Source organism: Methylobacterium sp. D54C, from assembly GCF_053345595.1.
In genome coordinates this window covers 1-13,560 of the sequence record NZ_JBKFAK010000035.1, presented here as the reverse complement: position 1 = coordinate 13,560, position 13,560 = coordinate 1, and the positions used below count along the sequence as shown (strand labels likewise).

Annotated in this window: 13 protein-coding genes; 7 read left to right on the top strand and 6 right to left on the bottom strand. The window is 66.4% G+C overall.

Annotated elements, in window-relative coordinates; translation table 11 throughout:
* Positions 1-97: 97 nt before the first annotated feature.
* Positions 98-1,078 carry a GlxA family transcriptional regulator gene (locus ACLBYB_RS30185; RefSeq protein ID WP_447701015.1) on the top strand — a complete coding sequence of 327 codons (981 nt, stop codon included), beginning with the start codon at positions 98-100 and terminating at the stop codon, positions 1,076-1,078.
* A 106-nt stretch (positions 1,079-1,184) separates the two neighbouring features.
* On the opposite strand, the gene ACLBYB_RS30180 is transcribed toward ACLBYB_RS30185, so the two are convergent.
* The 5 genes from ACLBYB_RS30180 to ACLBYB_RS30160 form a co-directional block, all read right to left on the bottom strand.
* Entirely contained in the window at positions 1,185-1,733 is a 549-nt protein-coding gene (locus ACLBYB_RS30180) for a formaldehyde-activating enzyme (RefSeq protein WP_447701014.1), read from the bottom strand.
* 50 nt (positions 1,734-1,783) lie between these two features.
* Positions 1,784-3,124, bottom strand: a complete 1,341-nt coding sequence (locus ACLBYB_RS30175) for a hypothetical protein (RefSeq protein ID WP_447701013.1) — start codon at positions 3,122-3,124, stop codon at positions 1,784-1,786.
* Positions 3,125-3,205: 81 nt separating this feature from the next.
* Positions 3,206-4,042, bottom strand: coding sequence for a glycine betaine ABC transporter substrate-binding protein (locus ACLBYB_RS30170; protein WP_447701012.1), 837 nt, complete (start codon positions 4,040-4,042; stop codon positions 3,206-3,208).
* Between the two features lie 118 nt (positions 4,043-4,160).
* On the bottom strand, positions 4,161-5,012 hold the full coding sequence (locus ACLBYB_RS30165) for an ABC transporter permease (RefSeq protein WP_447701011.1): 852 nt from the start codon (positions 5,010-5,012) through the stop codon (positions 4,161-4,163).
* Complete coding sequence (locus tag ACLBYB_RS30160; RefSeq protein ID WP_447701010.1) at positions 4,928-6,244, bottom strand: quaternary amine ABC transporter ATP-binding protein; 1,317 nt, start codon at positions 6,242-6,244, stop codon at positions 4,928-4,930. Before ACLBYB_RS30160 ends, ACLBYB_RS30165 begins: the two co-directional genes overlap by 85 nt.
* A 1,277-nt stretch (positions 6,245-7,521) precedes the next feature.
* Here ACLBYB_RS30160 and ACLBYB_RS30155 point away from each other — a divergent pair.
* The 6 genes from ACLBYB_RS30155 (at position 7,522) to ACLBYB_RS30130 (ending at position 13,454) form a co-directional block, all read left to right on the top strand.
* A complete protein-coding gene (locus ACLBYB_RS30155) occupies positions 7,522-8,940 on the top strand; it encodes an MFS transporter (RefSeq protein WP_447701009.1) in 1,419 nt (472 codons plus the stop codon).
* 872 nt (positions 8,941-9,812) lie between these two features.
* Positions 9,813-10,730, top strand: coding sequence for a hypothetical protein (locus tag ACLBYB_RS30150; RefSeq protein WP_447701008.1), 918 nt, complete (start codon positions 9,813-9,815; stop codon positions 10,728-10,730).
* A gap of 108 nt (positions 10,731-10,838) precedes the next feature.
* Positions 10,839-11,231 (top strand): hypothetical protein, encoded by a 393-nt coding sequence (locus tag ACLBYB_RS30145; protein WP_447701007.1) that lies wholly within the window; start codon positions 10,839-10,841, stop codon positions 11,229-11,231.
* 225 nt (positions 11,232-11,456) lie between these two features.
* A protein-coding gene (locus ACLBYB_RS30140; RefSeq protein ID WP_447701006.1) for an IS630 family transposase occupies positions 11,457-12,418 on the top strand; the annotation gives its coding sequence in 2 pieces (ribosomal slippage) (positions 11,457-11,808 and positions 11,808-12,418; 963 coding nt in all).
* On the top strand, positions 12,316-13,251 hold the full coding sequence (locus tag ACLBYB_RS30135) for an ATP-binding protein (RefSeq protein WP_447701005.1): 936 nt from the start codon (positions 12,316-12,318) through the stop codon (positions 13,249-13,251). The genes ACLBYB_RS30140 and ACLBYB_RS30135 overlap by 103 nt, the downstream gene beginning before the upstream one ends.
* On the top strand, positions 13,251-13,454 hold the full coding sequence (locus ACLBYB_RS30130; RefSeq protein WP_447701004.1) for a hypothetical protein: 204 nt from the start codon (positions 13,251-13,253) through the stop codon (positions 13,452-13,454). Before ACLBYB_RS30135 ends, ACLBYB_RS30130 begins: the two co-directional genes overlap by 1 nt.
* Here ACLBYB_RS30130 and ACLBYB_RS30125 read toward each other — a convergent pair.
* On the bottom strand, positions 13,447-13,560 hold a 114-nt coding region (locus ACLBYB_RS30125), incomplete at its 5' end, for a transposase (protein ID WP_447701028.1). The genes ACLBYB_RS30130 and ACLBYB_RS30125 overlap by 8 nt on opposite strands.

The window sequence follows — 13,560 nt, the reverse complement described above, 5'->3', positions numbered from 1 at the left end:
CCTTTGAATGGTTCTCGGCTAATCTGTCCCCGGGGGCGCGTCGATGGACCAGATCAGCAGGGCATGTCGGACGTCGGAGACGACATCGGTCGGCTTCATGCTCGTCGCGCAATTCTCGATGATCGCCTTCTCGTCGGCCATCGAGCCCCTGCGCCTCGCCAACCGGGCCGCGGGCCGGGACCTCTACCGCTACTCGCTCTGGTCGGAGCGCGGGGACGGTTGCACCGCCTCGAACGGCGTCGAGGTCAAGGTGTCCGGCGCGTTCGGTGAGGCCCAGAACCTCGACATGCTCATCGTCTGCGGCGGCATCGACATCCACCGGCACGACCACCGGGCGCTGAACGCGAGCCTGCGCCGGAGCAGCACCCGCGGCGCGGCGATCGGCGCCGTCTGCACCGGAACCTACGTGCTGGCGAAGGCCGGTCTCCTCGACGGGTACCGCGCGACGATCCACTGGGAGAATCTCGCGAGCCTCGCCTCCGAGCACGATGCCCTGGAGATCGGCTCGGACCTGTTCGAGATCGACCGCAACCGCTTCACCTGCGCGGGCGGCACGGCGGCGGCCGACATGATGCTCTCGCTGATCATGCGCGAGCACGGGCCGGACCTGGCCTCGAACGTCGCCGAGCAGCTCATCCACCACCGCATCCGCGAGGCCGGCGAGCGCCAGCGGATGGACCTGCGGATGCGCCTCGGCGTGGCGCATCCCAAGCTCCTGCACGTGGTCGGGCTGATGGAGGAGACCTTCGCCGAGCCCCTCGGCAGCCAGGAACTCGCAGATTCCGTGCGCCTGTCGAAGCGCCAGCTGGAGCGGCTGTTCCTGAAGTATCTCGGTCGCTCGCCCGCGAAGCACTACCTGCGCATCCGCCTCGAGCACGCCCGGCACCTGATCCGCCAGACGGCGATGCCGCTGCTCAGCATCGCGATCGAGTGCGGCTTCGCCTCGGCGTCGCACTTCTCGAAGGCCTATGTCGACCATTTCGGGCGCCCGCCGAGCGCGGAGCGCAAGCTCACCGGCGGCACGGTCGGGCGCGGGCCGGGCGAGGCCCAGGTCGCCCTCGCGAAGGCGGGCGCCTAGGCGCGGCTTCGGCGCGCGGAGACCGGCGTGCCCGTCGGTCGCCGCGCTCTGAGCACGTCTCCGGAACGATGATTCAGGCTAATCTGCTCGCGGAGACCGAGCCGCGTCAGATTTTTCCGTCGAGGCCCATCTGGTAGTACTTGTGGGTGATCTTGTCCTGGTTCTCGAGGAGCCAGTCGATCGAGGGCTCGTTGGTCATGGCCTTGCGGATCGCCTCGGTCATGCCCCGGCGCTGGATGTCGAACAGCGCCTTGTGGTCGACGTGCTGGTCCTCGATGACGCCCGGGCTGAGCCAGACCGAGCAGATGATGCCGAGGTCGTTGGCCTTGTGCTTGGGGATGTAGCCGGCGCGCACGGCGTCCAGCACGCCGTTGGCGATGGCGAACTGGACGGTGCCCATCAGGATCGAGGTGTACTTGCTCTCGGTGACGCTGACCTTGGACACGCACAGGGTGACCGGGCGGACCATGATGTCGGTGTTGAGCAGGGCGAAGACGCGGCTGTGGCCGACGACCTGATCGCCGGTCAGCGTGGCCAGGGCGGTGCCGACCGGCCCGTCGAGCTCGCCGATGATGACCTCGGGCTCGGAGGCGGTGTTGGGCGGTCCGCCCGCGACCAGGGCCTCACCGGCCCGCAGGATGATGCGCTCGTTCATGCTGTCCCTCGCAGGGTAGGACGCGCCCGCAGCGGGCGCGCCGCCTTCGGTCAGAAATAGTAGCCGATGCTCATGATGAACCGGGACTTCCAGCGGTTGTCGCCGCCCATGGCGAGGCCGCTGTTGAACTGACCGGCGCCGACGTAGGGATCGTTCCGGCCGAACACGCCCTCGGTGTAGATCACGAGGTTGGGGTCGGCGGTCAGGGTCCAGGCGCTGCCGAGGATGAAGCGCTCGCTCGCCTTGAAGTTCGCGTTGTCCTTGTAATAGGCGCTGTAGCCGAAATACGGCACTGTCGTGAACGGGCCGATCGGGTCCGCGATCTTGTAGGTCACCTCGGCCGAGACGAAGTTGCCGTGGGTCGCCATATTGTACGAGAAGTCGAAGCCGCCGACGGTGATCTGGTCGTTGCTGGTCGGGTTCCTCGGATTGATGTCCTGGCGGACGTAGATCGCCTTGAAGCCCCAGGGCCCGTAGGTGCCGAGCACGTGCACGCCTTCGAGTCGCTTCGACCCGGTCGATCGCGTGTCGAAATTGTAGACGTCGGAGTGCCAGAGCGAGCCGCCGATCGCGAACGAGGTGACGTCGTTCTTGACGAGGAAGTACTCGGCGCGGCCGATGAACATGTTCTCCTCGGCGTTGCGGCTGCCGCCCAGCACGTAGCTGTCGGCCTTGACGATGTTGGTCGAGTAGCGGGCGCTGTCGACGCTGGCCCCGATCGCGTTGGGATTGGCGCCGGGATAATAGGCGAGCTGGTAGTTGAAGTCCGGCTCGACATGTGCGTATTTCACCCCGAGATTGTAGACCTCCTCGAGGCCCATGGTGAAACCGAGGGTCTCGATGAAGCTGGACCCGAAATACGGCACGAGGCCGAACGGCACTTGGTTCATGCCCGCGGTGATGCTGTCTTCCTTGGTGAACTTGTAGCCGAGATACGCGTAGAGCGGGAAGCTGACCTCGCCCGGAAAGCCCCGGTAGCCGTTGCGCGGCCCGTAGATCGAGCTGCCGCCGTAGAAGCGGTACTGGGCGGCGCCAAAGATCGTGTCGGAATCGTAGGCCGCCTTCAGCGCCAGGGTGTCGAAGTCGAAATGCTCGGAGGCCTTCGGTGCCCCGGCCCGGTTGACGTCGTCGAACCGCCAGTCGTAGCGGGCGCGGATCGCCCCGCCGAAGGTGAACTTCTCGGACGGGCTCGCGGCCAGGACGGGCGTCGGATCCGGCACCGCCACTGGCTGCTCCCGGTTGAGCCGCGTCGGCTCGGCGTCGAGTTCCTGCGCGCCCTGCGACTGACTGCTCTGCCCCAGACCGCTCTGCCCCTGTGCGCGGGCCGCCGTACCGCACAGCATCGTGGCAGCCGTACAGGCAGCCAGGATTGCACCGAATCCTTTCATCATCGTCGTGCCCCCAAGTTTTAGGTCGCCGTAGAGTCCCTGGCGGGTAGGTTTTCTTGGTTTTTATTTGTCCGAGCCGGGTTATTATTTCAGCCAGCTGTCGACCGCGGCCCGGTGCTCTGCGATCCACTTCGCAGCGGTCTGATCCGGCTTGACGCCGCGCTCCTCGTTCTGCGCCATCATGGCCTCTTCGTCCTTGATGCCGAGCTTGAACTTCTTGAGGATCGCGTAGACCTCGGGCAGGTCGTCTTTCAGTCCCCTGCGGACGATGGTGTTGACGCTCTCGTCCTCGCCGAAGACCTTCTTCGGATCCGCGAGGTATTTCAGCTCGTAGCGGGCGAACATCCAGTGCGGCGTCCAGCCGGTGACGACGACGTCCTTCTTCTGCCGGATCGCGTTCTTGAGGGCGCTGGTCATCGTGGCGTCACTGCCGTCCACGAGCTTGACCGGCAGGCCGTAGGCCTTGATCGCGGCTTCCGAGCTCTTCATCACCCCGGCCCCCGGGTCGATGCCGATCACCTTGCCGTCCACCTCGGCGGCTTGGGTCTTGAGATCCTCGATGGAGGTGAGCGGCGAGGAGGCGGGGACCACCCAGCCGATCTTCGCCCCGGTCACGTTCGGGCCGAGCAGTTCCAGGCGGTCCTTGAGCTTCTCGTAATAGGCGGCCTGGGTTACCGGGAGCCACGCCGCGACGCTGGCATCGGCGTCGCCCGTGGCCACCGCCTGCCACATCGCGGCGGCCGCGAGCGGGACGGCCTTCACCGTGTAGCCCTTCTCCTCCAGCACCTGCTTGAGGATCGTCGTGGCGGCGACGGCGTCGGCCCATTCGACATAGGCGAGCCGGACCTGCTTGCCGGCGGCTTCGGCGGGGCTCTGGGTGAGCGCGAGGCAGAGGAGAACGCTGAGAGTTCGGACGCGCATCACGGGACCTTTCAGGGCGGGACGGAGCTACGGAAATCGGCGTACGACAGGGTGGCGCCCGGCCGGTCCGGGCGCGGCGAGCAGGGGGCCCGCGACGGCTTCGGCGGCGCGGCGCCCGTCAGGCCGAGCCGTGCGGGCGCGCGCGCGCGGCGAGGGCCTGGGTGAAGCGATCGAGGATGACGGCGAGGATCACGATGCCGAGTCCCGCCTCGAATCCGGCGCCCGCTTCCAGGCGCTGGATCGACTGCCACACCTCACGCCCGAGGCCGCCGGCCCCGATCATCGCGGCGATGACGACCATGGAGAGTGCGAGCATCATCGTCTGGTTGACGCCGGCCATGATGGTCGGCAGCGCGAGCGGCAGCTGCACCTTGAGGAGCTTCTGCGTCGCTGAGCCGCCGAAGGCGTCGGACGCCTCGACCAGCTCCATCGGCACGTTCCGGATGCCGAGCGTCGTCAGACGGATCACGGGCGGCACGGAGAAGATGATGGTCGCGAAGCAGGCCGAGACCGCGCCGAGGCCGAAAAACGGAAGTGCCGGGATGAGGTAGACGAAGCTCGGCAGCGTTTGCATCATGTCCAGAACCGGCGAGAACAGCTTCCAGGCCCAGCGGCTGAGGGCGAACCAGATTCCCAGCGGGATCCCGATCAGGAGCGCCATCACGGTCGCGAGGCTCACGAGGACCAGGGTCTCGATCGTGGACTGCCAGAGCCGGAGATCCCACAGGAACAGGAGGCCGGCCAGCGTCAGGAGCCCGACCTTCCGCCCCCCTATCTTGTAGGTCGCCAACGCCGCCACCGCGATGACCGCCCAGGGCGGCACCGAGACGAGCGCCGTGGTCAGCGTGTCGATCCAGTTCGAGACCGCGCCGCTGACGGCGCGGGTCAGCCAAGCGCCATGGTCGGTGAGCCAATCGAGCCCGTCGTCGCTGAGCGTGTCGAGGGGAAATTTCGGGACGTTCCAGTCCATCCGTCCGCTCCTGTGGGCTTCTGAAGGGGGGCGGTGCTGACGGCCGGCTGGCCGTGCGTGCCCGGGCGCGCCGCCAGTGCGCGGACGATGTCCCGGCTCGTGAGCGTGCCGATCAGGCGACCGTCCTCGGCGACGACCGCCACGGCGCCTTCGTCGGCGACCCGGCTCATCACCGCGTCAAGACGGGTTCCCGCCGGCACGGTGACCGGATCGAGATCGAGGAGACCCGCCAAGGTCTCGCCGGCACGGGCGGCGTCCAGCCTGTCGCGCCGGACGCGACCGACGAAGCGACCCTCCGGATCGGCGACAAACCACGTCCCGTCAGCCTCCGCGGCGACCGCCGCGCGCGCCTCGGCCGCGGTGAGCGTCGGCGCCAGGACGACCGCGGCGTGGTTCGCGACGTGCTCGGTCCGTATGACCGCGGACAGGTCGATATGCTCCACGAAGCGCTCGACATAGTCTGTCGCGGGCCGCGCCACGATCTCCTCGGGCTGGCCGATCTGGACCACCTCGCCGTCCTTCATCAGGACGATGCGCCCGCCGAGGGCGATGGCCTCGTCGAGGTCGTGGGAGACGAAGACGATCGTCTTCTTGAGAGTGCGCTGGAGGTCCCTCAGTTCGGCCTGCATGTCGCGGCGGATCAGCGGATCGAGGGCGCTGAAGGCCTCGTCCATCAGCAGGATGTCGGCATCGGCCGCGAGCGCGCGGGCGAGGCCCGCCCGCTGCTGCATCCCGCCGGAGAGCTCGTGCGGATACTTGTGCTCCCAGCCCTTCAGGCCGACGAGGGCGATGGCCTCCATCGCGCGGTCGGTGCGCTGAGCCAGAGGGAGCTTCTTGATCTCCAGACCGAACGCGACGTTCGACAGGATGGTGCGGTTCGGCAGCAGGGCGAAATGCTGGAACACCATCCCGAAGGTCTTCTGACGGAACGCCAGCAGATCCTTCCGGCCGAGGCGCGTGACGTCGACGTCGTCGACCAGGATGCGGCCGCAGGTCGGTTCCACGAGCCGGTTCATGCAGCGCAGCAGGGTCGATTTCCCCGACCCGGACAGTCCCATGAGGACCAGTATTTCACCCTCGACTACGTCGAAAGAGATATCGCAGAGGCCGACGACCGCGCCACATGTCTGGGCGATGTCGGCCTTCCGTTTCCCTTCGGAGATCAGCGTAATCGCCTCGGCATGATTAGCGCCGAAGATCTTGCTCACTCCCGCTAAGGTAATACGACCCATGTAGTTACGACCTCTGCGATCGATTGCATTTTTCCAGTCGTCGCTTGTTGCCTTGAGCCGGACAAGCCTTTTATCAATGACAATGAAAAGCTACTGGCGGGTCTTTCGCGGGCTTGCCTTTCTGCGACGCTTTCTGGCTAGAACACGACACGTCCGGAATTTTACCGTCATGAATTCACAGTGCGCTGCAGCATTGGCACCGATTTAGACAGGGATGAGAACTTATTGTGCAGGAACAGGCTCGTTTCTTTGCAGGTCCATCGCTCGCAAAGGCGGGCCGTCTCGCGCGCGGCCCAGTTCTCGTCGGCGCGGTTACGCTCCTGGGATGGACACACTTTCGCGACGTCGTCGGTCAAGCGGTACCCGAGACGCTGCCGGGACTTTCGCCGGAATGCTAAGCGGCAAAGCCGCTTGGATGCTGCATACCGTCCTCAAGATCGCTCGGACGCCCCTCCCGCCGCCGCGCCCGAAGCATCTGCTCCGCGGCAACCGGCTCTCATCGGTCGCCGCGGCATGACGTTCATCGCGGCTCACCCAGCCGATCGGCCGCCGACGCGGCACCTTCGCGGCTGAGGACGCCGCACGGGCCGAGCAGTTTCCAGAGGGTCGGGACATCGCGGTCATTCGCGCCGACGCGGCGCCTGTATCGCGTCCGTCACCGCGTATTCGTGCTGGATGTCACGGTACGCCTGACTCGGCAGCCGCGATGGGCTACGAGGCGTCCAGCCTGGACTGGCGACGTACGATCGGACGTTTCCAGCCGCGCCGATCGCCTCGCCAACGTCCCCTGCATCGTCACACAGCTCGACCGCTCGGCATCAAGGCGCTCGGCTACACCCACTCGGCTGCCCTTGGCCGCGCGGCCGACTGATGCCAGTCCGGCTTTCAGAGTTATTCACGGCTCGGGGCGATTCTCGGTGCTACGAAGACTTCCGAACAAGCCCGATGCTGCACCGCAAGAAAGATATCGACGGAAATAGGACAGTTGGTGTCGCTTTGCGACAAGTCCCGCCAGTTCTCTGAATCATAGTAATTGGCGCAGCCCACTCTGAGGTCTAAATTTCTGCGTGAGATTTCAATGCTGTTAGATATTCGTTTTGAATGTGAATCGTATAAATCATATTGCTAAAACATATAGTAAAATAAATAGATAACGACGGTGCTAGCACTGTCGAAGACGACGATCGTCATGCGGAGGGTAGGATCAGATGCTGTCAACGCATGTCGAGCCGGACAGGGACTGGAAGCCCTCTGAATGCGTCGTCACCGAACCTTCCATGATCAAGCGCGCCATCACAGCGGCTTCGGTCGGAAACATCACGGAATGGTATGATTTCGGCGTCTACGCCTATTTTGAGCCGACAATTCAGAAAATATTCTTCTCGAATCTGTCCCACACGATGGGCGAGATCGCCACGTTCGGCCTGTTCGCGGTCTCGTTCCTGATCCGACCGGTCGGTGGCGTTTTCTTCGGCTTCTTCGCGGATCGTATCGGGCGCAACCGGGTCCTGGCGGCCACGATGATCTTGATGGCGATCGGAACCTTCGCGATCGGCTGCATCCCCAGTCAGCACACGCTGGGCATCGCCGCGCCGCTGCTGCTCCTGCTCGCCCGATTGGTGCAGGGCTTCTCCACGGGCGGAGAATACGGGAACGCGATGACGTTTATCGCCGAGTACGCGCCGGACCGCCGCCGCGGCTTCTTCGGCAGCTGGCTGGAGTTCGGCACCTTCACCGGCTACCTCCTCGGCGCGATCGTCGTTACCGTGGCGCATGCCGCGCTGACCGAGGAGCAGCTGCTCTCCTGGGGCTGGCGGATACCGTTCTTCCTCGCATTGCCGCTGGGTCTCGTCGGCGTCTATCTCCGGACCCGGCTTGCTGAGACGCCCGCCTTCGCGGCCTTAGAACAGGAAGCCGAGGATCGCGAGAAGCGGCAGCGCGTCGGGCAGACATTGAAGGACGTCCTGACCCTCTGGCCCTACCTGCTCGTCTGCATGGGCCTGGCACTGGCCTGGAACGTGCCGAACTACATGCTGACGTCCTACATGCCGACCTACGTGACGCAGACCCTGCCGGCCATGCAGCATTACGGCGGGATGTCGTCGACCGCGTCGGAGATCCTGCAGATCGTCGTGATGGTGATCGCGCTCCTGGCGATCCCGCTGAGCGGGCGGCTTTCCGACCGCTTCGGCCGCAAGCCATTCGTGGTCTTCGGCTCCGCGGGCCTGATCATCCTGGCCTACCCGATGATCATGCTGATCCGCAGCCAGAGCGAGGCGGCCGTCTTCACCGGCCTGTTGATCATGGGCCTGCTGCTGATCTGTTTCAGCGCCACGATGCCGTCGACCCTGCCGGCGCTGTTTCCCACCAAACTGCGCGCCAGCGGCCTGTCGGTGGCCTTCAACGTCTCCGTCTCGCTGTTCGCCGGCACGACCTCGGTCGTGGTCGGATCCTTGGTCGCGCTAACCGGCGATCTCAACTGGCCGGCTTATTACCTGGCGATCGCCGGTGCGATCGGGCTGGTGTCGATCCTCGCGATCCGCGAGCCCAACGGCTCGACCATGTGGGGATCGCCGCCAGCCGCCGCCAGCGAGGAGGAGGCCCGTGACCTGATCGAGGCCGGCGGCGCTGCGACGACGGTCCTCGCCGACGAGCGGGCCAACCCGGTCGCTCCGCGGGTAAGCCAGGTGGTCTGACCAATTGCCGGTTCACCGGCTTCGGTTTGCAGGTCGGACGGTATACGGGGCGCGCCGGCGGCCCGCGCGGTGACGGTTCCGTCGCCCGCGCCGGCCGCCGTTCTCCCGGCGTTACGATCTTCGGGGCCGCCGGCGTCCCCAAGAAGGCTGCTCATGGATCAGGCGAAGCCCCGACGCGAGCCGGCAATCGCGCGGGCGGGTAAGCTATCAGGATGGCGAACAGACCTGCCGAACGTCGGCGGCAGGGTTCGTCCTCGTGAGATGACGTGTCCTGCCGCTCCTCAGAGGGAGCGCCACCAGGAAGCGCAGGCTGCCGCGGCAACGAACGTCCTGCCGCGCTGTCGCCCGTCACAGGAACTGACGCCGGTGCCGTGAAGGCCATGAGCGCGGGCACGTCGGTGTCATCGACGGCGCGTTCCCCCGCGGCCCAACGGGTCGCGGGCGGACCGGTGGTCAAGCGACGGATCAGGGTCGCGTCGTCGACCCGAGCGGCGGCTCGGTCTGCGCTCCGTCCACGGACGAAGGCTTCGGCTGGCCGTGGAGCTCCCTTGTCATGTTCGATGGGCGCGGCTGATCGACGTTCGCCCCCGGTCTCGCGGTTCCGAGGATTCTGTCGAGGGACCGGCTCCTTGCCTCTCCTAAGGACAGGCCCGGCAACTCGGGCGATGCCGTGCTCTGGGGCTTTGCCGTGGTCGTGGTCGAGGCTGAGGCAGCGTTCGGGGGAGCGGTTCGATGGTCCTGACCGATCGTCGTCGGACCGGCGGTGGCTCCTGTCCGCGTCCCTGTCGCGCCCCCGGTCGTCACAGGCGTGGTCACAGGCGTCACGGCCGTCGCAGGCGTCGACCGTACGACAGTCGGGGCTTGCAGGGTGGGTGCGTGCTGGATCGCGGACCCGCACGCCACTGGGCCGGCCCACCATCACCTACTCCGTAGACGTCAATAGCAGGGTCTGCCCGGCCTTCTCCATCACGTACGGCGGGGAGAACCTCTACGGCATCATGTCCTGCCTGCAGAAGATCTGCACCGGCAAGCACGATGTCATAGACCGGCGCCCCGACCTGGCGGCGCCCCTTGAGGACATCTGGGGAAAGCCCGAGGAGATCGTTCTTGACAACGCTTGGCGGCAGACGGGCGTATCCATGCAGGACGCCTGCGAGGACGCCGGCATCTCGGTGCGTTGGGCCGCGGTTGCCAATCCCGAGTATAAGGCCATCGGCGAGCGCTTCGTCCGCACCGTGAACCAGATGCTCCTGCACAAGGTGCCTGGGGCGGTGCCGGTCGACGTGGCGATGTGCCGGAAGCTCGGCATCGACCCGCAGAAGACTGCCTTCATCCTGACGTCGGAGCTGGAGGAACTCCTCTACCAAGCCATCGCCGATTGCTACCATCACGAGGAGCACCGGGGCACGGGCGTGGCGCCGCTGCTCGGCTGGCGAAAGGACCTGGCGTCCGGCGTTCGCAAGGTCATCGACGACCCGAACTTCCTTAGGTCGGTGTTCGGAGCCTACGGCGAGGCCCTCCTCGACCGCTCCGGCATCCGCTTCAAGGGGATGACCTTCCACGACCCCGTCGTCACGACGGAACTGCTCAATGACCTCGCCGGCACCACACCGGTGCGGAAACGGCGCAAGCGAGCCAGCAGCGCCACCGCCAAGGTCAAGCTCAAGTACGATCCCGCCACGGTGGCGGGCGTCTCGGTCTGGAACCCCCGCAAGCGGCGCTACGTCTGGCTGCCCTGCTGGGACCGGAAGTTCGCGGCCATCGAAGGGGCGAGCTTCTGGCTGGCCTAGCAGGTCCAGGCTTTCGCCAAGGAGGAGAACCTCGCCTTCCGCTCGGACGAGGACAAGTGCCTCGCCCGGGACCGGCTGCGCGCCGCGTTCGAGGCCGCGGCGCCGCACATGAAGTTCGCGGCGCTGCGCCGAAAGCGCCGGTTACATGAACCCGACCGTCCCGTGCTGGGCGGCGATACCGTGCTGATGGCCCACGAGATGCCGAGCATCTCCGGGATGAAGGCCAACGACATGCCCATCGTGCTCGCGGCGGGCGAGCGCGAGGATGCCGGTTTCCCGGAGAAGGGACCCCGCCGCGGAGGCAGGAAGGCCACGGAGAAGGCTGCGAGGACGCGGGTGGCCAAGAGGGCCGCCCGGTCGAGGGTCGGCACTGGACCGCCTGCACCCTCGACCCCCGCCACGGCGAGGACGACGGACAGCCTCCTGACCGTCAGCGACCCTGCCGCCGTCATGGCCACCTTGAAGGCGCGCATGGCCGCTGCGGCAAACGGCAATAAATGACGACCATGGATACCGCCGCGTTCGTCGCGAGGATCGAGATCGAATTCGACGCCTTCCGCATCCCGCATCCGCGCTTGGTCGAGGTGGGCCGTCGGCTCACCGAGATGCGCGGCGTGGCGCAAGCCTCCCGCGCCGACTGGATCGCCCGAGGCAGGCCTAGAGCTGCGCCCGAGCGTGTTGGGACGGCTCGGGCTCTGAGACGTTGAGGGGTGAAGGAGCATGCCGATGCCTTCACCGTTGTCCGTCGATCTACGCCAGCGTGTCGTCTCCGCCATTTCGGAGGGGGCCTCCTGTCATCAGGCGGCAACCCGGTTCGGTGTCAGCGTGTCCAGTGCCAGTCGCTGGTCGGAACAGTTCCGCCAGGATGGGCAGCTCACGCCCAAGCCGTCGGGTGGCGATCATGCCTCGCACCGGATCGAGGCGCAGGCCGAACTGATCCTGACGACCTACGAGGCGCAGTCGGCGATCTTCCTGCACGAGTTGCGCGACGCCTTGGCCGAGCGCGGCGTGCAGACCAGCACGAGCAGCTTGTCCCGCTTCTTCGCCCGGCACGGCATCACCCGTAAAAAGGGGCGATCCACGCTGCCGAGCAGGCGCGCGAGGACGTAAGGGCCGCTCGCGAGGCTTGGTTCGAGAACCAGGACGCCCTCGATCCCGACAGGCTGGTCTTCCTCGACGAGACGGCTGCGGCCACCAACATGGCGCGCCGCTACGGTCGAGCCCCGCGCGGTGAGCGCTGTCGCCTCGCCGTCCCGCACGGACACTACAAGACCACCACCATCACCGCCGCCCTGCGCAGCGATGGGCTGTGTGCCACCACCCTGTTCGACGGCGCCACCAACGGCGCACGCTTCCGGACCTACGTCACCGACACGCTCGTGCCCGTGCTCAGGCCCGGCGATACCGTCATCCTCGACAACCTGCAGGCCCACAAGGTGACGAGTGTGCGCGAGGCCATCGAGGCTGCCGGTGCGAGTTTGCTCTACCTTCCGCCCTACAGCCCGGATTTTAATCCAATCGAGCAGATCTTCGCCAAGTTGAAGGGCCTGCTCCGAACCGCGGCGGCCCGCACTGTCCCAGACCTATGGCACACCATCCGGCAGGCCTTCGCTCGCTTCACAGCCGACGAATGCCGCAACTGCATCGCTGCCGCCGGTTACGATACCGACTTGGCCGTTGCTACCTGAGCGGGCACGGCTCTAGGAAGCGCATGCCGCAATTGTTCCTGCCAGTGATCGCTCCGAGCGGCTCTGGCAAGTCGACATCGGTCAACATGTATCTGGAAAATGTTGTCGAGCGGGAGCACCTCGGGAAGGACCAGCGTCCGGTCGTGCACGTCACGCTCTCGTCCGAGGCCACGACCAAGCGCCTCGGCTCGGACATCTTGGAGGAGTTCGGGGATCCCGATCCCGAGACTGGCACTGCACCCCAACTCCTGCGCCGCTCCTACAACGCCTTGGAGATCGCCGAGACGGACGTGCTCGTCATCGACGACATCCAGCACCTCATTCACGCCGATACCGGACAGCGGACCGCGTGGAGCGTCACAGAAACGCTGAAGCGCATGCTCATCAGGGGCGCCTGCCCGATGGTGCTCATGGGTACGCCCGAGGCGAGGTCCGTGCTGCTGTCGAACCCACAGATGAAGCAGCGCGCCCGGGAACCCGTGTTCCTCGAACCGCTCGACATCCAGGTGGCCGAAGAGCGGGCCATGTTCATCGACCACGTCGCCGGCATAGACCTGAAGATGGTCGAGCGAGGGCTGGCCCCCGACCTTTCGGGCCTCGTCATGGGCGACCTCCCCGCCTGCTTCTACGACGTCTCGAAGGGCGTCATCGGCACCGTCTCGAAGCTCGTGATGGCGGCGGCCAAGCACGCGGCCCGCGAAGGCCGCCGCGGGGTTACGCGCGACGACCTGAGCCACGCGACCCGGCGGTGGGCGATGCCGACCGGGATCGCGGATCACGACCCGTTCACGGACGGCCCACGCGACCTCAAGCAAGTCAGGATCGCCGCCTGATGAATGCTATCCGCGCTGACGAGGCCGTCCGCATCCAGACCGTTCCGGGCCGCCGCGGCCTCATCATGCGGCCGCTGGTGTTCGGCCCGGAGCCTGCGCCGTTCATGGACGAGAGCCTGCTCGGCCTCTTGGCGCGCACCGCCGACCGCAACGCCATCGACTTGCTCAGCCGTGTGCTGAGGCTAGAGCCTGTCGTCACCTGAGGTGATCGAGGGCTGCGGCGAGGCAGAGGACTCCGGTGAAGCTGGAGGCGGTTTTCTCATAGCGCGTGGCAACCGCCCGCCACTCCTTGAGCCGTGCCCAGAGCCG